This is a genomic window from Vibrio sp. 10N.261.46.E11, assembly GCF_041472735.1.
Lineage (GTDB): Bacteria > Pseudomonadota > Gammaproteobacteria > Enterobacterales > Vibrionaceae > Vibrio.
Map to the genome: position 1 here is coordinate 1 of NZ_JBFRQW010000038.1, position 21,715 is coordinate 21,715.

Sequence of the window (21,715 nt, forward strand, 5' to 3'; positions counted from 1 at the left end):
CTTAAATGATCAGTGTTAGCTTTTAGGTAGCCAATCACAGGGTTAAGTGCGGTCACCAGAATTGGATTCTTTGAAAGCGCTAAATCGAGATTGTCTTGGCGCACGGTGAAGGTGGCAATCGCCTTATCAGCCAGTGCGACTGAGCTGTTGGCTAATAGTTCTATGCTTTCTAATACGTTATGAGTAATCACCGGCAGCATTACATTCAATTGGAAATTTCCAGACTGCCCAGCCACCGTAATGGTAGTGTCATTGCCAATCACTTGCGCAGCCGCCATGGCAGCTGCTTCTGGAATTACAGGGTTCACTTTGCCAGGCATGATAGACGAACCCGGCTGTAGAGCCTGCAACTCAATTTCCCCTAAGCCAGCCAGTGGGCCTGAGTTCATCCAACGAAGATCGTTTGAGATCTTCATGATCGCAACTGCTGCAGTTTTGAGCTGACCTGACAGTGCAACGATCGCGTCTTGGCTGCTGAGGTTAAAAAAGAAGTTTTCACTCGAGGTAAAACTGATCTTTGTCGATTGAGACAGGTTACTTGCAAACTTATCGGCAAAGCGTGGGTCGGCATTAATCCCGGTACCTACCGCTGTGCCACCTTGAGCAAGCGCCTTGACTGCTGGCAAGCTGCTTTCTATCGCTTGCTTGGCATGTTCAATCTGATATTTCCAACCACCAAGCTCTTGAGCAAAGGTAATCGGCATTGCATCCATTAGATGAGTACGGCCAGTTTTGACTACCTCAGCAAGTTCATGCTGTTTTACGGTAAGCGCCGCAGAAAGGTGGGTAAGTGCAGGCAGCAGCTTATTTTCTGCCATCAAAGCGACACTGACTTGGATTGCCGTTGGCACGACATCGTTACTGCTTTGCCCCATGTTTACGTGATCATTCGGGTTCACGTCTCCTTGCAGGCTTCTTGAAGCGAGTGTCGCAATCACTTCGTTGGCATTCATGTTGGAGCTTGTACCAGAACCGGTTTGGTAAACATCAATAGGGAATTGCTCGAGGTGTTTACCCTCTATGATCTCTTGGCTAGCTTCGGCTATCGCGTTGGCAATATCACCTTCTAATAAACCTAACTGAGCGTTGGTATCGGCGGCGGCCTGCTTAATCAGCGCCAGTGCTTGAATGAAACTGGCTGGCATCTTGTGCGAACTAAACGCGAAGTTATCCACGGCACGTTGAGTTTGTGCTTGATATAGCGCATCAGCAGGGACTTTAACTTCCCCCATGCTGTCTTTTTCAATCCGAAATTGTAGGGTCATCTTCTATCCTTGTTAGCCAAGTGGGGCTTGGACTTGTTGTAGTGTTTGGCTGAGATTCAAGAAACGCGCTTGGCCTTGTGGCTGCTGGCAGTAGTGTCGTTTCAAATAAAACAGTGGCGAGTGAATAGAGTCTAGGCAGATATGACGAAAGGTGAAACTGCGGCCAGGAGACTCAATTGCTTCAATCAAATGGAAGAAAACTTGGCGCAGATACAGCTCGCACAACAAGATGTTTTCTTGGGCGGCATGCTTTTCATAGTAAGCAGAAAGCGTGAGTGCGCACTCGATATACTCTCGAATCACAAACGGCTCATGGCCTTGAACTTGTTCTAATGAAGCAAAGCGATCCTGTGCTTTGTAAAACCTCGAATAAAGAACCTGCTGCTCTTTCATCATCTGCACCTTATCAATGAATGTTAATGATAATCATTATCATATGAGATTTTAAAAACAACCCTTTGTTTCTCTTTTTATAAAGTGAGTAGGAAAAGAAAAAGCCGATACATAAGTATCGGCTTTCTGGAGTCAGTACCTAATCCCTACAATGTAAGTACTGATTATTTTTTGCTAAACATCTTTGTTTAGTGGTCGTGCTTAGTGGTCGTGAGCTTCACCAGCACCTTTCGGGTAACGAATGTTCTCAACCATCTCTTGTACATCTTGTGGCACTTCAGCAGTTACTTTGTTTACAGCAATTGATACTACGAAGTTTAGACACATACCTAGGGTACCGATGCCTTCTGGGCTGATACCAAACCACCAGTTTTCCGGTGTGCTTGCTGCTGGGTTAATGAACTTGAAGTAGATGATGTAGCTTGCTGTGAAGGCAATACCTGACAACATACCTGCAATTGCGCCTTCCTTGTTCATCTTCTTGTAGAAGATACCTAGGATGATCGCTGGGAAGAAGGATGCTGCGGCTAAGCCGAAGGCAAACGCTACTACCTGTGCTACAAAGCCTGGTGGGTTAATACCCAAGTAACCTGCACCTACAATCGCGACCATAGCTGCCAAACGAGCGGCTAACAGCTCCTGCTTGTCGGTCATGTTTGGTCTGAAGCCTTTCTTCAACAAGTCATGTGAAATCGACGTCGAGATTACCAGTAGTAGACCTGCGGCAGTTGATAGTGCGGCTGCTAGGCCACCGGCTGCAAGCAGTGCTACAACCCAGTTTGGTAGTTTCGCTAGCTCTGGAGAAGCCAGTACGATGATGTCACGGTTAATCTTCATCTCGTTGCGCTCATCGCCCGAGTAGAACATTTTGCCATCGCCGTTCTTATCTTCCCAACCAACTAGGCCAGTGCTTTCCCAGTTTTTGTACCAGCTTGGTGCGTCTGCTGCTGCTACACCTTGCATGTCAGGGCCGTTGATTGTTTCGATCATGTTTACACGAGCGAAGGCTGCAACACCTGGTGCTGTTGTGTATAGCAATGAGATGAACAGTAGAGCCCAACCCGCTGAGATACGAGCATCACGTACTTTTGGTACAGTGAAGAAACGAATGATTACGTGTGGAAGACCCGCAGTACCTACCATTAGAGCCGCACAGATGAAGAATACATCCACCATGCTCTTGTTACCTTCGGTATAGGCGGTAAATCCGAGTTCTTCGGTGAGACCATCCAGTTTATCAAGTAAGTAAACATCTGTGCCCGATAGCGTAGAGCCCATACCAACTTGTGGAAGTGGGTTACCTGTCATCATGATTGACGTAAAGATTGCTGGAACAAGGAAGGCGAAAATGAGGACACAGAATTGAGCTACCTGCGTATAAGTGATGCCTTTCATGCCACCAAGCACTGCGTAGAAGAACACAATACCCATACCAATGATGATACCTAGGTTAATGTCGACTTCTAGGAAACGAGAGAATACAACGCCTACACCACGCATCTGACCTGCAACGTACGTAAATGATACGAAGATTGCACAGAATACCGCTACCATACGGGCTGTTTTCGAGTAGTAACGCTCACCGATAAAATCAGGAACCGTAAACTGACCGAACTTACGTAGGTAAGGTGCTAAACATAGCGCAAGTAGTACGTAACCGCCTGTCCAACCCATTAGGTAAACCGCACCGTCGTAACCAACGAATGAGATGATACCTGCCATTGAGATGAATGATGCTGCCGACATCCAGTCAGCGGCGGTCGCCATGCCGTTTGCTACTGGGTGTACACCACCGCCAGCAACGTAGAACTCACTCGTAGACCCTGCACGAGCCCAGATTGCGATGCCGATATATACCGCGAAAGTAATACCGACGAGAATAAACGTCCAAGTTTGAATATCCATGTTCTAGCCTCTAGTCTTCCTGTACGTTGTATTTTTTGTCGAGCGCATTCATGCGAACAACGTAAATAAATATCAGCGCCACGAAGGTGTATATCGAACCTTGCTGAGCGAACCAAAATCCTAGCTTGAACCCGCCAAACTGAACGGTATTGAGGGCATCCACAAATAAGATGCCAGCGCCGTAAGACACTGCAAACCAGACCGCGAGCAGTGTTCCCATAATTCCCAAGTTTTCCTTCCAGTAGGCTTGAGCATGTTCCGTAGATTCGAACGCCATTGCCTTCTCCTTTATTTCGTTTCCGTAGAAACTGTTTCTGTAGAAAATTATCGTGTTAACGTAATGTTACGATTTAGAATGTAGCAAGGATAAGTAAAGGGATCTGTGCAACTTTAGTCGGGACGCGATTAGCGCTAATCCACTGAAATATGGGAGTTGGAAGACATAACCATAGAAAAATGTGATGTTACAATGTTGTTAAATTAGCCTAAGGTCTAACAAAAACGCATGAATTAGGGTGCGAGTCATAAAATTTAACAACTAAATGACCGAGAAACGGTATTTAGTCCTGCATATGACACGAAGCGAAACATAAGTTTGTTATAGTAACTACGGTACTTTCACCGGCCGTGACTTGCTTAACGGCAGAAGATCAACAAGCTAGTGGCAAAAGATCAACAGGCTTAAGGCTCGAGTTTTATTCTTTGGGGGAACGAATTGGACGCAATAACCATTAACCACTTATTTTTGACTGGTGCCGTACTCATCGCCATCAGTGTACTTTTCTCACAAGTGTCCTCTCGATTGGGCGTTCCGATTCTTTTAATCTTTTTGTTCGTTGGTATGTTGGCGGGCGAAGATGGCCCCGGTGGCATTAATTTCAATGATTACTCGCTGACCTACTTGGTGAGTAACCTTGCGCTGGCTGTGATCCTGCTTGATGGTGGCATGCGAACCAAGGTCGCGAGCTTCAAGGTCGCTTTTTGGCCGTCGCTTTCGCTGGCGACGATAGGTGTGGCCTGTACCGCAACCCTAACCGGTTTAATGGCGGCTTGGCTGTTTGACCTATCACTGATGCAAGGCATTTTGGTGGGCGCGATTGTTGGCTCCACCGATGCGGCAGCGGTATTCTCTTTGTTGAAAGGGCAAAGCCTCAATGAGCGTGTTGGCTCAACCTTAGAGATCGAATCGGGTACCAACGACCCAATGGCAGTCTTCCTGACAGTGACCTTAATTGCGCTACTTGGCACCCCAGATGCCGAGATGGGAATGAACTTCCTACTGAAAAGTTTCGCGATGCAGTTTGGTGTCGGCACGCTTATCGGCCTTGGTGGCGGTTGGGTTCTGTGGAGCTTAATCAATCGAGTGCAGTTGGCTGATGGCCTGTATTCGATTCTGGTGCTCAGTGGCGGTGTAGCTCTGTTTGCCTTCTCTAACATGCTTGGCGGCAGCGGTATCTTATCGATTTACTTAGTGGGCTTGTTCATTGGTAATCGTCCGACACGCTCTCGACACTCGATTCTTAATGTCCTTGATGGCATGACGTGGTTAAGCCAAATCGTGATGTTCTTGGTATTGGGTTTACTGGTGACGCCATCGACGCTGATGGACATTGCTCTGCCTGCGTTAGCACTGGCCTTCGGTATGATTTTGTTTGCTCGTCCGCTGTCGGTTTGGTTGGGTTTGCTGCCGTTCAGAAGCTTTACCACCAAGGAACGTTGGTTTGTTTCTTGGGTCGGTTTACGTGGTGCGGTGCCGATCATTCTGGCCGTGTTCCCGATGATGGCTGGCCTGCCCAATGCTCAGCTGTATTTTAATATCGCCTTCTTCGTGGTTATGGTGTCGCTGATTGTTCAAGGCGGCAGCTTGATGAAAGTCGCGAGATTGGCTCAAGTGACTTTACCTCCAACACCGACACCGATTTCTCGTACAGGCATTGAAATCTACCCTGCCAGTGAGTGGGAGATGTTTGTCTACAAACTGAAAGAAGAGAAATGGTGTGTGGGCGAACCACTGAAGCGTTTGTCTATGCCGGAAGGAACGCGCATTACTGCACTGTTTAGAAAGGATACCTTGCTTCACCCATCGGGCAGTACCGTGCTAGAGGCGAACGATATTCTCTGTGTGCTTGGTCAAGATAAAGACCTAGATAGCCTAAGTGAGCTATTCAGTGAGGCACCTTTAGCCGAAGATGCAGCTCGATTCTTTGGTGATTTCTTCCTTGAGGTTGGGTTATCGATTGCTGCCGTGAGTGACTGCTATGGCATTGAACTTGGCTCGGAAGAAGAGCGCGACATGACGCTAAAACAATTGGCTGAGCGAGAACTTGGCGCGCACCCAGTATTGGGCGATAGCTTCGAGTGGCATGACATCACTTGGGTAGTCGCAGAGATAGATGATCATAAAGTCGTCAGGTTGGGTTTATGTTTACCTAAGACGACTTTAGAAGAGGATATAAGTGAAGTTTAGTTGTGGACTTCTTGTAGCAAGATAACCGCTTGAGTACGATTTTTCACATCCAGTTTACGGAAGATGGCCGTCATATGTGCCTTGATGGTCGCTTCCGAAACATTCAATTCATAGGCGATTTGCTTGTTCAGCAAGCCGTCAGAAAGCATCCCTAACACCTTGTATTGCTGAGGCGTCAGAGTGGAAAGCTTTTCTGCAAGGTCGCTACAGGCAGCATTGTTGGTAATCAGTCCTTCAGGGAAGAACGGGTCGCCATTCAGCACTTGATTCAGTGCACTGACCAATTCACGCATATCACTCGACTTAGGAATGAAGCCAAACGCACCGTGGCTCTTCACTTGAGTGACCACGCTGGCATCCTCGCTGGCAGAAATCACCACAATCGGTAGATCTGGGTATTCAGCGCGCAGTTGAATTAAGCCTGACATGCCATTGGCACCCGGCATTTTCAGGTCGAGCAGCAGCAGGTCGGGTTCATCTTCTTTCTTAAGTAGAGTCAGTAAGGCGTCGAGAGAATCAGCCTCAAGCAGGTTCGCACCGCTGATCGCCATATGAACTGACTGAAACAGGGCGTTGCGAAAGAGAGGGTGGTCATCAGCAATGATGATGGTATAGGTCGAGTCCATGACGTTCATACTTTTAACAATTTAGTTAATATTTATTATCATCCTGATTGAGTATGTGGACAATATCTATGCATTAAAAGTCTGAACCATATCGACTTTTATCCCTGTTCTTGGAAAGCGTTTCCTATAATCACAAAAAAGCCGCACTGCCATCTCGTTATGAGGAGCAGTACGGCTTGCGTTAGAGCTTGTATTTAGACGAATGTCGTCGTTATAGCTGGTGGTCTTGCATGTGTTTTAAGAATACATCTGCCGACATAAAACCCGTCACACGAGCATTTGGAACATGGTTACCCTCGCCATCCCAGAACTCAATCGTTGGTAAGCCGAGAACCTGTAATTGTTTAAGCAGTTCAATATCCTGAGGCATGTTTCTTGTTACGTCAGCCTGAAGCAGAACGAAGTCAGAAAGTTTGTTCTCAACATCAGCTTGATGGAAGGTGTACTTCTCGAACTCTTTACACGCCACACACCAATCTGCGTAGAAATCGAGCATCACTGGTTTACCCAGCTTTTTCGCTTCGATGAGCTGGATTTCTAGCTCTTCAACGGTATTGATGCGTGCAAATTGGATATGCTGTTGTTCTACCGTTACGCTCTTCTCCGCAAACCAATAGTTCAATGCAGGCTGTGCGGAAGCAAACAAGCCAAGCATTGCGATGATACCGACCGCACTTTGCTTCCAGCCGCCGAATGGCAGTGCATTCTTGCTGTGGTACAGCCAACCGAAGGCGATGAAGCCAAGGCCAGACCAAAGTACGGTTGCCCATAACTCAGGGATAATACGCTCTAGCAGGAAGATTGGTGCTGCCAGCAAGATAAAGCCGAATACGATTTTTACCTTGTCCATCCAGCTGCCCGCTTTCGGTAGTAGCTTATTACCAAATACCGCAACTAAGATCAGCGGGATACCCATACCCATCGCCAATGCGTATAGAGCGATCGCGCCAGTAAACAGGTCACCACTTTGAGCCACATACAACAGCGCACCCGATAGTGGCGCTGTGGTACAAGGCGAACACACCAAGCCAGAGATAGCACCCATCGCAAACACGCCCAAGGTATTGCCACCTTGTTGCTTGTTGCTTTGGTTGTTGAGCCAAGTTTGAATGCTGCTTGGTAGTTGTAGGTTATAAACGCCGAACATCGACATCGCCAACGTCACGAACAGAACACTCAGTGCGATTAGTACGTAAGGGTGTTGCATCGCAGCTTGGAACTGCATGCCTGCTGAAGCAACCACTAAGCCTAATAAGGTGTAAGTTAGCGCCATACCTTGCACATAGATGAACGACAACATCAGCGCACGACCTTGGCTGAGCTTGCCGCCACCTAAAACGATACCCGTTAGAATTGGGTACATCGGCAGAACACACGGTGTAAAGGCTAAGCCAACACCAAGTGCTAAGAATAATAATGGCGTCCACCAACTGTCACCGAGCTTATCGGCTAGGCTAGCTTCTTTTGAAACGGGTGCGTTTGGTTGCGGCGTTGCGTTGCTTGCAACGTCAGCTTTCGGAGAAGTTTGTTGCGTTGAAACATCGGTCTCATTGTTTGCAGCCGATGAGCCTTGCGATGTTGCATTAGCTTGAGAGTCGCTTGAACCTGTAAACGGTTCAATGTCGATTACGCGAGTTTCGGGAGGGTAACAGAAACCCGCATCCGCACAGCCTTGATATTTAACGATCAGCTGTGAGCCATCTTGGTAACTCTGTAGGGGAACTTGAACGAATAACGGCTGGGTATAAATGCTCACCTCACCAAAGAATTCATCTTGGTGTGGCTTACCATCTTCTAATTCAACGTTACCGATCGCGAGATTTTGCCCAGTGAAAGAGAGGCTATGTTGGTAGAGGTAGTAGCCCTCTTTTACTTGCCAGTCGAGAAGCACCTTGCCGTCTTGCTGGTAGTAATTGAAAGGGAAAGCTTGGTCTACAGGGACAAAACCGTTGTTATTGCCTCCGAAGCTTGGCTCGGCGTTGTCATTTCCAAAAAGCGCCCACGCAGGCTGGGTGAACAGGGAAACACAAACAAAAAGTAATGTGGCAAGTCGTCGCATACTATTTAGTCATCAAATTGGAGTTGAAGGTATCTTAACTCAATCAGACCGTAATAGTTTGTGATTAGTTTCATCGACCAGCAAATATCCGCTAGGGCGGGTGGGCTATTTTCTGGGGCAGTCGAGAGAGTGTCAGTCGCTCAACATGAGTTGTCAGCCTTTGCCAATAAGACATTTAGGCAACACCCAAGCGTGCTCTTACGACTTGTTCGCAAGCATCTATATTCGTGGTGTCTTTCGGAATAATTAACACCGTGTCGTTACCACCAACAGTTCCGATAATTTCTGTATGTGGGTCGATATCAACCAATCTTGCGACCAACTGTGCGCAACCAGGGTTTGTTTTTACGATCACCATTGCTTGGTTGTGAGTAATTAATTCGATTTGTGATGAGATTGACGCATCGACACGTACCGGTGCGCTTTCTACGGTGATGCAGTAAACCTTTTTGCCACAGGCGTTCTGGATTTTTACAACACCGAGTTGTGACAAAATACGAGACACAGTCGACTGGCTAATGCCTGTATAACCAATGTCGACGAGTTTCTCTCGCAGCTGGTTCTGGGTTGAGAAGCTTTGCTGTTGTAGTAAGCGTTTGCACGCTGCAGTCAGTGTTTTATCTTCAGCTGAATACAAGCAACCGTGCTCAGTGATTTGGTTCATGAACAACTCCTTAAGGCCAACGTGTGGGTATCGCTTGTCCATAGCGCAGAACGCACTCCCAAAGCCGTAGAGTACGATTGTTAGTTAGGGCTTACCGATGAATCCCGAAATAAATAGGAAGGGTATGCGTGATGTATGATCTTCTATTCATCCAGTCTACCACTAAAGAATAGTTATCTTTTTGAAGGTGATCACCAAACAAAATTCTGGTTATTTGCTTTTTTTGTGGAGTTTTATTCTTTGGGTAAGTGGATATTTATTCCGGGTTGGGAATAAATATCCATGTAGTTTTAGCGGTTTGTTTTACGAAGGTAAGAGCGCTAAGGGCTAGCGGATTTCACTCATGATCTCGCGAGAGAATACTTTTTCACAATAGTGACACTTTAGTTGGACGTTTTCGTGTTTTAGCTGCACTTTAAAGCTACTTTCAACGGGTTCGCCGTGCGAAATACAGTTGCTATTCGGGCAAGAGTACACACTGTTGATTTGGTCTGGCAGTACTAATGTTAGCTTATTAACCACCTTGTACTCTTCAATCTGATTTACCGTCGCTTGCGGCGCATACAGAGCCAATTGGTTGGCTTGTTCCTTGGTCAGAAAGATGTTCTCAATCTTGATCAGATCTTTATGACCAAGCGCAGATGATGGCAGATTCAATCCCATGGTGATGCGTTGTTCTGTTTTGTGTAGCTTAAACAATTTGAGGATTTTGATACCAAGATGAGCAGGGATGTGGTCAATCACGCTGCCGTTACGGATCGCTTCTACTTGTAGCTGAGTTTGTTTAACCATGACTGTTTCTCCTGCTTATAAAGTGTCGTTAAGAACTAGGGCCAATAGGGCTTCGCGAGCGTATACACCGTTTTCAGCTTGTTCAAAGTAATAAGCGTGTGGCGTTTTATCTACGTCGGTTGTGATTTCATCGACGCGTGGTAATGGGTGAAGTACCTTCATGTTCTGGCGTGCATCTTTCAAGGTATCGGCGGTTAGAATGTAAGCCGACTTCATGTGCGCATATTCTGACGCATCAAAGCGCTCTTTCTGTACGCGAGTCATGTACAGGACGTCCAGTTCAGGCACCACCTCTTCAATGCTGCTGTGGGTGCTGTATTGGATGCCCATCTCTTCCAATTCTTCACAGATGTAATCAGGCATCGCTAACACTTCTGGGGCGATAAAGAAGAAACGCACGTTATTGAATTTTGATAGTGCTTGCGTCAAAGAGTGTACGGTACGGCCATATTTTAGGTCGCCGACGAAAGCCACATTGAGGTTATCGAGCGTGCCTTGCGTTTCGTAAATCGAGAACAGATCCAATAAGGTTTGCGTTGGGTGTTGGTTTGCACCGTCGCCACCATTCACAATTGGCACACCGTTAGAAAATTCAGAGGCCAAACGTGCTGCGCCTTCTTGTGGGTGACGCATCACAAAGGCATCCACGTAAGATGAAATAACTTGAACGGAATCGGCAAGTGTTTCGCCTTTTTTCGCCAGCGATGTGTTGCCGCCATTATCAAAGCCGATGACTGTGCCGCCAAGGCGTTGAACTGCGGTTTCAAATGAGAGGCGAGTTCGAGTTGAAGGCTCAAAGAAGCAGCTCGCAACGACTTTATTTTTCAGCAGCTCAGGGTTTGGTTCTGCCTTGAGCCTTGCTGCAGTATCGACGATAAGCTCCAGTTCATCACGAGATAGCTCTGGAATGGAGATGATGTGCTTGTTAAATAACGAATGCGCCATAACGGGTCTTCCTTTTTCTATGCATACAGTCAAATTGCGGACAAAAAAAAGCCCCCTAAAAATAGGAGGCTTCGAAATGATCAATAGAGCAAAATAAAAATGACACCAACGCCGTTCTAAGGCGTATTGGTTGACAATCATGTGCGAAAAAATTGCGGTTCATTTTTTGCTCTCTTAAGACAAATTGCGGAGGATTATACTCAGATAAAAAGGCCATGCAATACTTTCTGTAAAGTATTCATTTAATGGATTTTTATGCGAGATTACGTCTATTTTAAACTCCCATTTAAGTCTTTGTTGGGGCTGAGACTTACAGGTTTTTTCAGGAAATTATCTCTTCAACCGCATGAAAAAAAATGCGAGTTTTATTCAAGGTCAAAATCCCAAGAACGCCACCCGCATTTCCCTGTCATTGCACTTAACTTATCAACGTATTTCGAACAAGTGAGTGCCTAGCTTCTTAATTTTTAACGTCTTAACTGTTTAGTTTCTTAGTTTCTTAGTTTCTTAGGTAATTAGCTGCCTAATGTCGCAACCATTACTGCTTTGATGGTGTGCATGCGGTTTTCTGCTTCATCGAACACGATAGAGTATTCAGACTCAACCACTTCATCTGTCACTTCTACGCCATCTTTAAGCTGCGGATATTCAGCAGCAAGCTGTTTGCCGACAGTTGTATCTTCGCCGTGGAAAGCAGGTAGGCAGTGCATGAATTTCACATGTGGGTTGCCTGTTGCTTTGATCATGTCCATGTTGACTTGGTAAGGCATCATTAGGTTGATACGCTCAGCCCATGCTTCTTTCGCTTCGCCCATTGATACCCAAACGTCGGTGTATAGGAAGTCACAACCTTGCACGCCTTCTTGAACATCTTCTGTTAGCGTGATTTTGCCGCCAGTGTGTTCTGCGATTTCACGACATTGAGCTAATAGCTCTTCTTCTGGCCAGAATTGCTTTGGAGCAACAAGGCGAATGTCCATGCCCATTTTCGCAGCGCCAACCATTAGAGAGTTACCCATGTTGTTGCGAGCATCACCTAGGTAAGCAAACTTGATTTCATGCAGTTGCTTGCCACGGCCGTATTCCGTCATAGTTAGGAAGTCAGCTAGGATTTGTGTTGGGTGGAATTCGTCAGTCAGGCCATTCCATACAGGAACGCCAGCGTAAGCGCCTAGCTCTTCAACGATTTCTTGACCAAAGCCGCGGTATTCGATGCCATCGTACATACGGCCTAGAACGCGAGCGGTGTCTTTCATTGATTCTTTGTGGCCAATTTGAGAGCCAGATGGGCCTAAGTAAGAAACTCGAGCACCTTGGTCGAATGCCGCTACTTCGAATGCACAGCGAGTACGAGTTGAGGTTTTTTCAAAGATAAGCGCAATGTTTTTGCCAGTCAGTGTTGGCTGTTCGTAACCGTTGTACTTCGCTTTTTTTAGCTCCATAGAAAGATCTAACAAGTGTTGAATTTCGCGTGGAGTGAAATCTAGTAGTTTTAGGAAGTTACGATTGCGTAGGTTAAAAGCCATGATGTATTCCTTCTTAGATTTAGGCGCTTCCTTGTTACAGGGAAATAAAATTCAAGAAAGCGCGATTCAATTTTTAGTTAAAGTTGTTCGGTTTTGTTTGTTTCGTTTGATTCTGTTTTCGCAAGATTTAAAAGCTTTCAAGACTTAAGCTTCTCAAGCTTTAAGTTTTTCAAGATGATAAAGCTCGCTAGTGCATTAACCTTTGGTGATATTGGTGCCCGCTTGGCCTTGCAGGATTTGCAAACCATCTTCGAGTGCGCCGATACCCACTACTTTGCCGCCTTGCTGAATGAACTCGCACGATGCTTCAATTTTTGGCCCCATTGAGCCTGCATCAAATGTAAACTTCGCCAGTTCACTTGGTGTAGTGCTGCGCAGTGCGTGTTGAGTCGGTTTGCCCCAATCAAGATAAACAGCGTCCGCATCAGTCAGAATAAGCAGTGCATCCGCATTTAATTGTTTTGCCAAGAAAGCCGCAGACATGTCTTTATCGATAACCGCTTCAACGCCGACTAATTTGCCACTTTCTTTTTTCACTGGGATGCCACCACCGCCAGTACAAATTACAAGGTGACCTGCCTCGATTAGCTGGGTGATCGCTTCATGTTCAACAATGCCTGTAGGGCGTGGGCTTGGCACTACGCGACGGAAATGTTTGCCGTCAGGTTTTACGATCCAGTGGAACTTCTCTGCCAATTCACGCGCTTCTGCTTCTTCGTAGATCGGACCAATAGGCTTAGTTGGATCGGCAAATGCAGGATCATTTGGATCAACCGTCATTTGCGTCAACATGCATGAGATGTTGCGGTCAGGCAGGTAGTTTTTGAACTCTTGCATCAGCATGTAGCCGATCATGCCTTGAGTCTCACTGCCCAATACATCCAATGGATACGGGTTTACTTTTTTGTACTCCAAACCTTGCAGAGCAAGTAAGCCAACTTGTGGACCATTACCGTGCACTAGAACCACGTTGTACACTTTCGCGATTTCAGAGATGGTTTTAACAGCCGTTTCAATATTACGGCGTTGAACATCGGCTTCTAACGGCTCACCGCGACGAAGTAGGGCATTACCGCCGAGTGCAACAACAACAGTTTGCTTAGTCATAATTGTGTTCTCTCATTTTGGCCAAGTTGAGATTATTTAAGATCGTTCAACTTGGCCGTTTCGTCTTAGTGATTAGATACCATCACGCTCAATTGGGCAGCTCATGCAGCGTGCACCACCGCGACCGCGACCAAGTTCGTCTCCTGGAATCGGAAGAACCGTGATGCCTGCTTTGTCGTATTTTTCGTTGGTGTATGTGTTGCCTTCGTAGCCAATAACGACGCCAGGTTTAACCGTTAGAACGTTGTTTGCATCATTCCACTGCTCACGTTCTGCATGGAAGTTGTCGCCACCCGTTGTGATTAGGTTTAGCTTGTCTACGCCAAGTGCTTTCTCGATAGCGGTTACGAAGTAGCCTTCTTCTTTCACTTTTACTGCGCCTGACTCATCGCCAGTTAGGTTCCAGCACTGCACGTCTTTACTTACCACTTCAGGGTAAACAGAGAACGTATCTTCGTTCATGTGAGTCATCACGGTGTCTAAGTGCATGCAAGAACGGTGTTTTGGTAGCTGCATTGCGATAACTTGTGTCGCTTGACCGTGTTTGAATAGGCTAGACGCTAAGTGTTCAACACCTTGTGCTGTTGTACGCTCAGACATACCGATAAGAACCGCGCCACGGCCGAGAACAAGAACGTCACCACCTTCGATTGTTGAGTTGTCGTAGTTGATGTTTTCTTCATCACCGAAGTATTTAATGAAGTCTTCGCCTGCGAATGTTGGGTGCCAGCGGTAAATAGCGCGAACGTGGTTTGTTTCACGTTGACGAGCAGGTTTCGCCATCGGGTTGATAGATACGCCACCGTATACCCAGCAAGATGTGTCACGAGTAAATAGGTGGTTTGGTAGAGGTTCGATAATGAAGTCGGTTGGTGCGTGCATGCCTTGCATCATTGAAGATGATTTCATTGGCATTTCAGCGTAAGACAGACCGCCCGTTAGGATTTTTGCTAGCTCTAAGTTTGGTAAGTCGCCCAAGTAGCAGCGCACATCATTAGCGAATGTTTTACCCAAACGGTAATCAGATACCTGGCAGCTTAGTAGCCAGTCTTTCGCTTCTGGCACTGCTAGTGTGTCTGCTAGTAGGTCAGTAAGAAGAAGAACTTCAACACCCTGATCACGTAGCGTTTTAGTAAATGCGTCATGCTCTTTACCTGCGCGCTCAACAGCCAGTACGTCATCAAATAGTAAATCGTGACAGTTAGAGGGTGTTAGGTGAGTCAGTGCGCGTCTTGGGCGGTGAACTAGAACGCGGCGCAATTGACCTATTTCAGAACCTACATAGAACTTACTCATGATCGTCTCTCTCTTATATATTTGAATTACTTTTATCGCTAAGAGTAATTATTTATTTTCAGTGGAGAATAATGAATTATTTTATTCATATCTCTTGTCTGGAATTAATATTACGCCTGCTACTCAGGTATTCTTAGAGATCTATCACAAATCGTTTTTTATCCCGCAGCCCTTTAAAATTAAGGGTTTTAACAAACTTTATGCACTTTTAGCCATGACGATTACATTCTAAATAGTTAGCTGTTAGGGAACTTTATGCACGCTTTTTTGATGAACCTTACTAGAATCAAAATTGTTAGGGATTATATGCATAATAGTTTTATTGATAAGAATGTACTTAGCTTGGAAGTATGCAAAGTTTCTATTTAGATATTTAATTTTGGATGTGAAATTAATTATTTATTAACAAAGTAAATGCGAATAAAGCTGTTGTGATCACATTTTGAAATGGGGTGTTTAAAGTTGGTTTTCTATAAAAATGGCTTTTATTTCCCCTTTGGTTATTACAGGGTGAATAACTTTAAATATAATTAGCGTTAATAAATGACTAAATATTTTTATAAACATAATGGAGAGGAATGGATTGTTTTTTATTAGCCTTAACATCAATATTAAAACGTTGATTTACGCTTTGTCGAAGGTGTCCTTAGATTGTTTAAGGTTGGCTGATGAGGTTGGCTATAGAGAGGCTTTAAATAGAGTGTGTGCAGCTCGTGAGGTTGTTTTGGGGACTGGTTCTGAGGGCGATAGCAACAAAAAAGCCGCTAAGAAAGCGGCTTTGAACGAGAAGGTGGTGTGTAGGTTTTAGATAAGCGCACCAATACTTAGTACAGCAATGCAGAACACCATTAAGATACCGATCAATGGCATTACCCATTTCACCCAGCGCACATAAGGGACACGAGCAATAGCAAGCCCCCCCATAACTACTGCTGAGGTTGGAGTGATTAAGTTAACCAAACCTGATGCAGATTGGTAAGCGGTTACTACTAGTTCACGTCCTACGCCAGCAAAGTCAGCTAGAGGAGCCATGATTGGCATGGTGAGTACCGCTAGACCAGAAGATGACGGCACTAGGAATGAAAGTAAAATTTCTAGGAAAAACATTACATTAATAAAGATTACTGAAGAAAGACCAGTCACCATTTGTTCAGCAGAGAAGAGGATTGTATCAGTGATCATACCGCGGTCCATTATGACGACGATACCACGTGCTATACCTATGATAAGCGCAACGCCCAGTAGATCACGAGCACCATCAATGAAGCTAGTTGTGAACTCTTCTTCACTCATGCGGGCAATCAAGCCGATAAGAATTGTTGAACCTAGGAACATTGCAGAGATTTCGGCCATCCACCAACCAGCAACGGATACACCGTAAATCATTACACCGAATGAAGCTGCGAAGATAGTTAGAATGATTTTACGGGTTGTTGTGAAATCAAGAAGCTCACCAGTTTGGTTTCCAAGGAAGTGTGCTTTGTTTTCTTCGTATTTATCGTAAACGATTGATTTGGATTGGTCTGCACGCACCATTTTTGCATAGCGCATGACATAGCCAACACAGATAACCCAGCCGATAACTAGCATCATAACGCGTAAAACTATGCCGTCAGTGAAAGGGATACCCGCTGCGTTTGCCGCAATAACCGTCGCGAATGGGTTAATAGTAGAACCTAAAGTACCAATCCCAGCGCCCAGTAGAACGGTTGCTGCTGCCACTAGTGGGTCAAAGCGAGCGGCCATCATTACAGGTACTAGCAATGTATAGAATGGTAGTGATTCTTCCGCCATGCCGTAGACGGTACCGCCAGCGGCAAACAATGCCATCAGTATTGGAATCATCAACTCTTCTCGTCCTTCAAGACGAGCGGTTACACGTTCGATACCGGCATCGATTGCACCGGTTTTCGTTACTAGGCCAAGGAAGCCACCGATAACTAGAATGAACAGTGACACATCAATCGCAGCAGCTTCATAGCTGTTGTGATCGTAGAAACCATCGATTGGAGCCATCAGTACGTCAACAACACCTTGTGGGTTACCATCAGTCGCTTTGTAAGTGCCAGCGATAGGTACTTCTCGACCTAGCTCATCGTTCATTTCTCGGTCGTATTGGCCTGCTGGAACAATCCAAGTTAGAAGTGCAACTGTGGCAATAAGTAGGAATAAAATGGTGTAAGCAGAAGGGAATTTAAAGTTAGAAAAAAAGCCACCTTTTTCTTCCTTTTGAATAGTTTCGGTAGTCATGGCAATCTCCTTACATCATCCTAAATAGAATTGATGTGAATTAGCGACTAATGATTTATAGATTGTAAATACAGAGACATTTATCAGATGTTTGACGATATAAATTTATTGCTCTTATAGAGTTTTTATTTATATGACGTTATCGATTCTAAACCTTTATGTTTTATATTTACCAATCCGAATGAAATAGATTTAATTTATCTGTGGCTATTTTATTCCTTACGTCAGTATTTAAGTTTGGTGCTGTTCACAAAAATAATGGCTAATGAAAGGGCTGAAAAATGGCAGAAAATTGGCAAGGTTTTTTGGTTAGTTAGCTTGGATTAATATTCGATGGGGATAACGGTAAATCAAAGGGAGATTGACTGGGTAGGCATTCCTAATTAATGGCCTGAATAATCCTGGAATTTTATTCAAACTTTATTTTTGGTTGGTTTTTGAATTTTATAACGGTTATTTGACGTGTATCAAATAACACATTGAGCAGAAAACAAAAAAGGAAGCCGAAGCTTCCTTTTTTAGTTTAGAACATTAGTGATTACTAGATGAATAGGCCGCCAAATGCGAAGCCGAGTGCAACCGCTGTACTGATTGTTACCACTCCAGGAACGAAGAATGGGTGGTTGAAAACGTAGTTACCAATACGCGTTGAGCCTGTGTCATCCATCTCAACCGCTGCCAGTAGCGTAGGGTAAGTTGGAAGTACGAACAGTGCACTTACTGCAGCAAAAGAAGCCACGGCTGTTAGTGGTGCTACGCCAATCGCTAGAGCTGCTGGCATTAGTGCAACTGTTGTTGCGCCTTGAGAGTAAAGCAGCATAGAAGCGAAGAACAAAACAAGAGCCAGCATCCATGGGTAGTCAGCCAGTAGAGCACCTGCTACGTCTTTGATCTCAGCAACGTGTGCGTTTACAAACGTTGAACCTAACCAAGCTACACCAAGTACACAAACACAAGCTGTCATACCAGAGCGGAATGTTGGCGCTGAAGAAATCTTCGCAGCATCAATCTTAGTGAACATCACGATAGCCGCTGCTGCTGCTAGCATCACAGACATGATCGCTTCGTTACGACCAAGCGCTGGGTTTTCAATTAGGCCAACAGAGCTAGAGATAGCCGCTGCGTAGCAAACCACGAAACCAATCGCTGCTAGGAAGATGTACGTTGCTCTCTTCGCTGTTGGTAGAATTTCACGTTTCTCTTCTGTCGCCAGTTTGATTAGACCTTTCTCTAGACGTTCTTGGTAAACAGGATCGTCTTTCAGTTCGCTACCCATGTAGTTAGCAACAACCGCACCAACCATACAAGCGATGAAGGTTGTTGGGATACAAACCATCAATAGCGTTAGGTAATCAACACCAAAGGGTGCCAGCATTGCTGCGAAAGCGACAACGGCAGCCGAGATTGGCGAAGCTGTGATAGCAATTTGAGAGGCAACAACTGCGATAGACAGTGGACGAGAAGGACGAACACCTTGGCCTTTCGCTACTTCTGCGATTACAGGAAGCGTAGAGAATGCTGTGTGACCAGTACCGGCCATTAGTGTCATTACAAAGGTCACAATCGGCGCGTAAAAGGTGATGCGTTCAGGGTGTTTACGCAAAAAGTTTTCTGCAATTTGTACCAACCAGTCCATACCGCCAGCAACCTGCATAGCAGCAATTGCGGTGATAACCGACATGATGATCAAGATTACGTCGATCGGGATGAAAGACTGGCTTGTTGGAACGCCAAGAATCAGTGAAAGGGCAATAACACCAGCACCACCGGCAAAACCAATACCGATACCGCCAATTCTGGCCCCCAAAAAGATAAAGAGCAGGACGACAAATAGTTCTACTGCAATCATAAGTAACACCTCATTTTAGATTTTATTATGTGAACATTCGCCACTGGAATGTTCACATAATAGTTCTATGGTTTAGATTCTATTTCGCAAAAGTGCAACCAATAGAAATCCACAAAATTAACATGGTTAACCGTATTGGAGCCTAAAAAAGGGCTCCGTTTGGAGCCCTTTTTCGCTAACGTTATTCGTAGCGTTTTGCTTTATACTGAGGATGCATCAAATTTTCAACAGAGAAAATGTCATCAAGTTCTTCTTCGGTTAATAACCCGCGCTCTAGAACCACATCACGAACGCTTTTACCTGTTTCAGCACAGATCTTACCAACAACATCACCCTCGTGGTGGCCAATGTATGGGTTTAGGTAAGTGACGATACCGATAGAGTTAAATACGTGAGATTCACACACTTCTTTGTTCACAGTAATGCCGTCTACACACTTGTCGCGTAGGTTCACACATGCGTTTGTTAGGATGTCTAAAGACTCAAACATGCTTTGTGCGATAACAGGTTCCATTACGTTCAATTGAAGCTGACCGCCTTCTGCTGCGAAAGAAACCGTGTTGTCATTACCTAGAACTTTAAAGCAAACTTGGTTTACTACTTCAGGTACAACTGGGTTTACTTTAGCAGGCATGATTGAAGAACCCGCTTGCAGTTCAGGTAGGTTTAGCTCGTTGAAGCCAGTGCGTGGGCCTGAAGAAAGAAGACGTAAGTCGTTACAAATCTTAGACAGTTTAACCGCTAGACGTTTAAGTGCACCGTGCGTCATTACGTATGCGCCACAGTCAGACGTTGCTTCGATAAGATCTTCAGCCGCTACACACTCAAGGCCCGTTACTTCTGCTAGGTGTTTAACTGCTAGGCCTTGGTAGCCAGGAGCTGCATTCAGACCAGTACCGATAGCTGTTGCGCCTAGGTTAACTTCAAGCAGTAGCTTTGATGTGTATTCTAGGTTTTTGATTTCTTCATTGATGGTTACAGCCCAAGCGTGAAACTCTTGGCCAACCGTCATTGGAACTGCATCTTGAAGTTGAGTACGACCCATCTTCAAAATTGTGTTGAATTCTTGGCTCTTAAGCTCGAATGCACCTTTTAGGTATTCAATCGCGTCGATCAGTTTTAGTACGCTGTTGTAAACAGAGATACGGAAGCCAGTTGGGTAAGCACAGTTTGTAGATTGGCTACGGTTTACATGGTCGTTCGGGTTGATGAACTCATATTGGCCTTTTTCTTTGCCCATAAGCTCAAGTGCCACGTTCGCAACAACTTCGTTCGCGTTCATGTTTACAGAAGTACCAGCACCACCTTGGAAAACGTCTGATGGGAACTGATCCATGCACTTACCCGTGTCTAGAATTAGGTCACAAGCTTGGATGATGTATTTAGCCACTTCGCTAGGAATTACACCTAACTCTTTGTTTGCTAAAGCCGCCGCTTTCTTTGTCATAACCATACCGCGAACGAATTCAGGTACATCTGAGATCGTTACATTTGAGATGTTGAAGTTTTCAACTGCGCGTAGAGTGTGGATGCCGTAGTAAGCATCAGCCGGAACATGACGTTGACCTAAAAGATCTTCTTCGAGACGAGTAGCTTGAGGAGCATCAACTTGTGCTTCTGATAGAGTAGCCATAACAGGATCCTTAGAGAATTATTCTGATTATATAGTTAGTTATTAGCCTATTCTGTGTGCAAATACTCCGTTCGCTAGAATATTGGGCTGATAAATCCGTCCTGACTTATGTGGCACATGATACTGTACTTAGCGCATAAAAATATTAAGTTGATCACCTTTTTCGCTTTTGTTTCGTCAATATTTTGCAAAGTTATTCTCGGTCAATAAACACGCTTATTTACAGGATAAATTTGAGATTGATAGGGCTTTCAGCGTAAACTGAATGCAACAAAGGAGGGCGTGTGTTTCCTATCTTATTATTACTATTTATCTTCGTACCCATCATTGAGATTGGGCTATTTATTCAAGTTGGTGGCTTCTTAGGATTGTGGCCAACTATTGCGTTGGTTTTGATTACTGCATTTGTTGGTGCCTCACTGGTTCGTAGCCAAGGCATTCAAACACTTATGTCTGTGCAAGGTCGATTACAACAAGGCGAAATGCCAGCACAGCAGATTCTTGAAGGCGTGATGCTTGCGGTTGCAGGTGTATTGCTGCTGACTCCTGGCTTTATGACGGACGCACTCGGTATGTTGGTATTGCTACCAGCACCAAGAGCGATGATTGCTAAGAAAATGATGGAAAAAATGGTGGTGACCAATATGTCTGGCGGTTTCCATGCGGGTGGACAGGCTGGTTTTGGTCAGAGTCCATTTGGACAAGACCCATTCAATCGCGACCCATCAGATCAATCAAAAGACGGCAACACCTTTGAGGGTGAATTTGAGAAGAAAGACGATGACAACGATCGTAACCGCTTAAACTAATCCGTTTTTTCTCTTCTTTGTTTTTATCTCTTCTTTATATAGAGGGAAAAACAGAAAAGGCTCTTACCTTTATCCTTCGCAAGAAAGTGATAATGGTAAGAGCCTTTTTTATGGTTCATCGCGGATTAG

The 21,715-nt window shown here is 45.1% G+C and carries 17 protein-coding genes; 2 read left to right on the plus strand and 15 right to left on the minus strand.

What is annotated here, in order from left to right; translation table 11 throughout:
* The 4 genes from AB4407_RS12375 to AB4407_RS12390 form a co-directional block, all read right to left on the minus strand.
* The coding region (locus AB4407_RS12375; RefSeq protein ID WP_372120757.1) for a class II fumarate hydratase at positions 1–1,265 on the minus strand (1,265 nt) is incomplete at its 3' end.
* Between the two features lie 12 nt (positions 1,266–1,277).
* Positions 1,278–1,661 (minus strand): hypothetical protein, encoded by a 384-nt coding sequence (locus tag AB4407_RS12380; protein WP_080518018.1) that lies wholly within the window; start codon positions 1,659–1,661, stop codon positions 1,278–1,280.
* Positions 1,662–1,859: 198 nt separating this feature from the next.
* Positions 1,860–3,563: a sodium:solute symporter family protein gene (locus AB4407_RS12385; protein ID WP_102276555.1), complete on the minus strand. Its 1,704-nt coding sequence runs from the start codon at positions 3,561–3,563 to the stop codon at positions 1,860–1,862.
* A 10-nt stretch (positions 3,564–3,573) separates the two neighbouring features.
* Positions 3,574–3,840 (minus strand): DUF4212 domain-containing protein, encoded by a 267-nt coding sequence (locus AB4407_RS12390; RefSeq protein ID WP_010435433.1) that lies wholly within the window; start codon positions 3,838–3,840, stop codon positions 3,574–3,576.
* Between the two features lie 438 nt (positions 3,841–4,278).
* On the opposite strand from AB4407_RS12390, the gene AB4407_RS12395 reads away from it, so the two are divergent.
* A complete protein-coding gene (locus tag AB4407_RS12395; protein WP_372120758.1) occupies positions 4,279–6,030 on the plus strand; it encodes a potassium/proton antiporter in 1,752 nt (583 codons plus the stop codon).
* On the opposite strand, the gene AB4407_RS12400 is transcribed toward AB4407_RS12395, so the two are convergent.
* The 11 genes from AB4407_RS12400 to aspA all read right to left on the minus strand — a co-directional run bounded on the left by AB4407_RS12400 (position 6,027) and on the right by aspA (position 20,777).
* Complete coding sequence (locus tag AB4407_RS12400; protein ID WP_012604978.1) at positions 6,027–6,656, minus strand: response regulator transcription factor; 630 nt, start codon at positions 6,654–6,656, stop codon at positions 6,027–6,029. The two genes, AB4407_RS12395 and AB4407_RS12400, sit on opposite strands and share 4 nt — an antisense overlap.
* Positions 6,657–6,867: 211 nt before the next feature.
* Complete coding sequence (locus AB4407_RS12405) at positions 6,868–8,715, minus strand: protein-disulfide reductase DsbD (protein ID WP_372120759.1); 1,848 nt, start codon at positions 8,713–8,715, stop codon at positions 6,868–6,870.
* 175 nt (positions 8,716–8,890) lie between these two features.
* A complete protein-coding gene (locus AB4407_RS12410) occupies positions 8,891–9,379 on the minus strand; it encodes an arginine repressor (RefSeq protein WP_009844705.1) in 489 nt (162 codons plus the stop codon).
* A 327-nt stretch (positions 9,380–9,706) separates the two neighbouring features.
* A complete protein-coding gene (gene pyrI / locus AB4407_RS12415) occupies positions 9,707–10,171 on the minus strand; it encodes an aspartate carbamoyltransferase regulatory subunit (protein ID WP_009844706.1) in 465 nt (154 codons plus the stop codon).
* Between the two features lie 15 nt (positions 10,172–10,186).
* Positions 10,187–11,116, minus strand: coding sequence for an aspartate carbamoyltransferase (pyrB, locus tag AB4407_RS12420; protein WP_004729720.1), 930 nt, complete (start codon positions 11,114–11,116; stop codon positions 10,187–10,189).
* A 515-nt stretch (positions 11,117–11,631) separates the two neighbouring features.
* Positions 11,632–12,642, minus strand: a complete 1,011-nt coding sequence (locus tag AB4407_RS12425; RefSeq protein WP_009844707.1) for an ornithine carbamoyltransferase — start codon at positions 12,640–12,642, stop codon at positions 11,632–11,634.
* A 195-nt stretch (positions 12,643–12,837) separates the two neighbouring features.
* On the minus strand, positions 12,838–13,749 hold the full coding sequence (gene arcC, locus AB4407_RS12430; protein ID WP_372120760.1) for a carbamate kinase: 912 nt from the start codon (positions 13,747–13,749) through the stop codon (positions 12,838–12,840).
* A gap of 72 nt (positions 13,750–13,821) precedes the next feature.
* Positions 13,822–15,045: an arginine deiminase gene (gene arcA / locus AB4407_RS12435; protein ID WP_009844709.1), complete on the minus strand. Its 1,224-nt coding sequence runs from the start codon at positions 15,043–15,045 to the stop codon at positions 13,822–13,824.
* An 804-nt stretch (positions 15,046–15,849) separates the two neighbouring features.
* The gene (locus tag AB4407_RS12440; RefSeq protein ID WP_372120761.1) at positions 15,850–17,295 is read right to left on the minus strand and encodes a YfcC family protein; all 1,446 of its coding nucleotides are present in this window, start codon (positions 17,293–17,295) and stop codon (positions 15,850–15,852) included.
* Between the two features lie 541 nt (positions 17,296–17,836).
* On the minus strand, positions 17,837–19,144 hold the full coding sequence (locus AB4407_RS12445; protein WP_372120762.1) for an anaerobic C4-dicarboxylate transporter: 1,308 nt from the start codon (positions 19,142–19,144) through the stop codon (positions 17,837–17,839).
* Positions 19,145–19,325: 181 nt separating this feature from the next.
* Positions 19,326–20,777, minus strand: a complete 1,452-nt coding sequence (gene aspA / locus AB4407_RS12450) for an aspartate ammonia-lyase (protein ID WP_372120763.1) — start codon at positions 20,775–20,777, stop codon at positions 19,326–19,328.
* Between the two features lie 284 nt (positions 20,778–21,061).
* Between aspA and AB4407_RS12455 the strand changes: the two genes are divergently transcribed.
* Positions 21,062–21,586, plus strand: a complete 525-nt coding sequence (locus tag AB4407_RS12455) for an FxsA family protein (RefSeq protein ID WP_012604974.1) — start codon at positions 21,062–21,064, stop codon at positions 21,584–21,586.
* Positions 21,587–21,715 lie beyond the last annotated feature (129 nt).

Excerpts from the sequence above, each read along its gene's own strand:
- AB4407_RS12425 (WP_009844707.1), bottom strand. The coding sequence starts at position 12,642 with ATGGCTTTTAACCTACGCAATCGTAACTTCCTAAAACTACTAGATTTC.
- AB4407_RS12400 (WP_012604978.1), bottom strand. The coding sequence starts at position 6,656 with ATGGACTCGACCTATACCATCATCATTGCTGATGACCACCCTCTCTTT.
- AB4407_RS12385 (WP_102276555.1), bottom strand. The coding sequence starts at position 3,563 with ATGGATATTCAAACTTGGACGTTTATTCTCGTCGGTATTACTTTCGCG.
- pyrB (WP_004729720.1), bottom strand. The coding sequence starts at position 11,116 with ATGGCGCATTCGTTATTTAACAAGCACATCATCTCCATTCCAGAGCTA.
- AB4407_RS12440 (WP_372120761.1), bottom strand. The coding sequence starts at position 17,295 with ATGACTACCGAAACTATTCAAAAGGAAGAAAAAGGTGGCTTTTTTTCT.
- arcA (WP_009844709.1), bottom strand. The coding sequence starts at position 15,045 with ATGAGTAAGTTCTATGTAGGTTCTGAAATAGGTCAATTGCGCCGCGTT.
- pyrI (WP_009844706.1), bottom strand. The coding sequence starts at position 10,171 with ATGGTTAAACAAACTCAGCTACAAGTAGAAGCGATCCGTAACGGCAGC.
- AB4407_RS12405 (WP_372120759.1), bottom strand. The coding sequence starts at position 8,715 with ATGCGACGACTTGCCACATTACTTTTTGTTTGTGTTTCCCTGTTCACC.
- arcC (WP_372120760.1), bottom strand. The coding sequence starts at position 13,749 with ATGACTAAGCAAACTGTTGTTGTTGCACTCGGCGGTAATGCCCTACTT.
- AB4407_RS12445 (WP_372120762.1), bottom strand. The coding sequence starts at position 19,144 with ATGATTGCAGTAGAACTATTTGTCGTCCTGCTCTTTATCTTTTTGGGG.
- AB4407_RS12390 (WP_010435433.1), bottom strand. The coding sequence starts at position 3,840 with ATGGCGTTCGAATCTACGGAACATGCTCAAGCCTACTGGAAGGAAAAC.
- aspA (WP_372120763.1), bottom strand. The coding sequence starts at position 20,777 with ATGGCTACTCTATCAGAAGCACAAGTTGATGCTCCTCAAGCTACTCGT.
- AB4407_RS12380 (WP_080518018.1), bottom strand. The coding sequence starts at position 1,661 with ATGATGAAAGAGCAGCAGGTTCTTTATTCGAGGTTTTACAAAGCACAG.
- AB4407_RS12410 (WP_009844705.1), bottom strand. The coding sequence starts at position 9,379 with ATGAACCAAATCACTGAGCACGGTTGCTTGTATTCAGCTGAAGATAAA.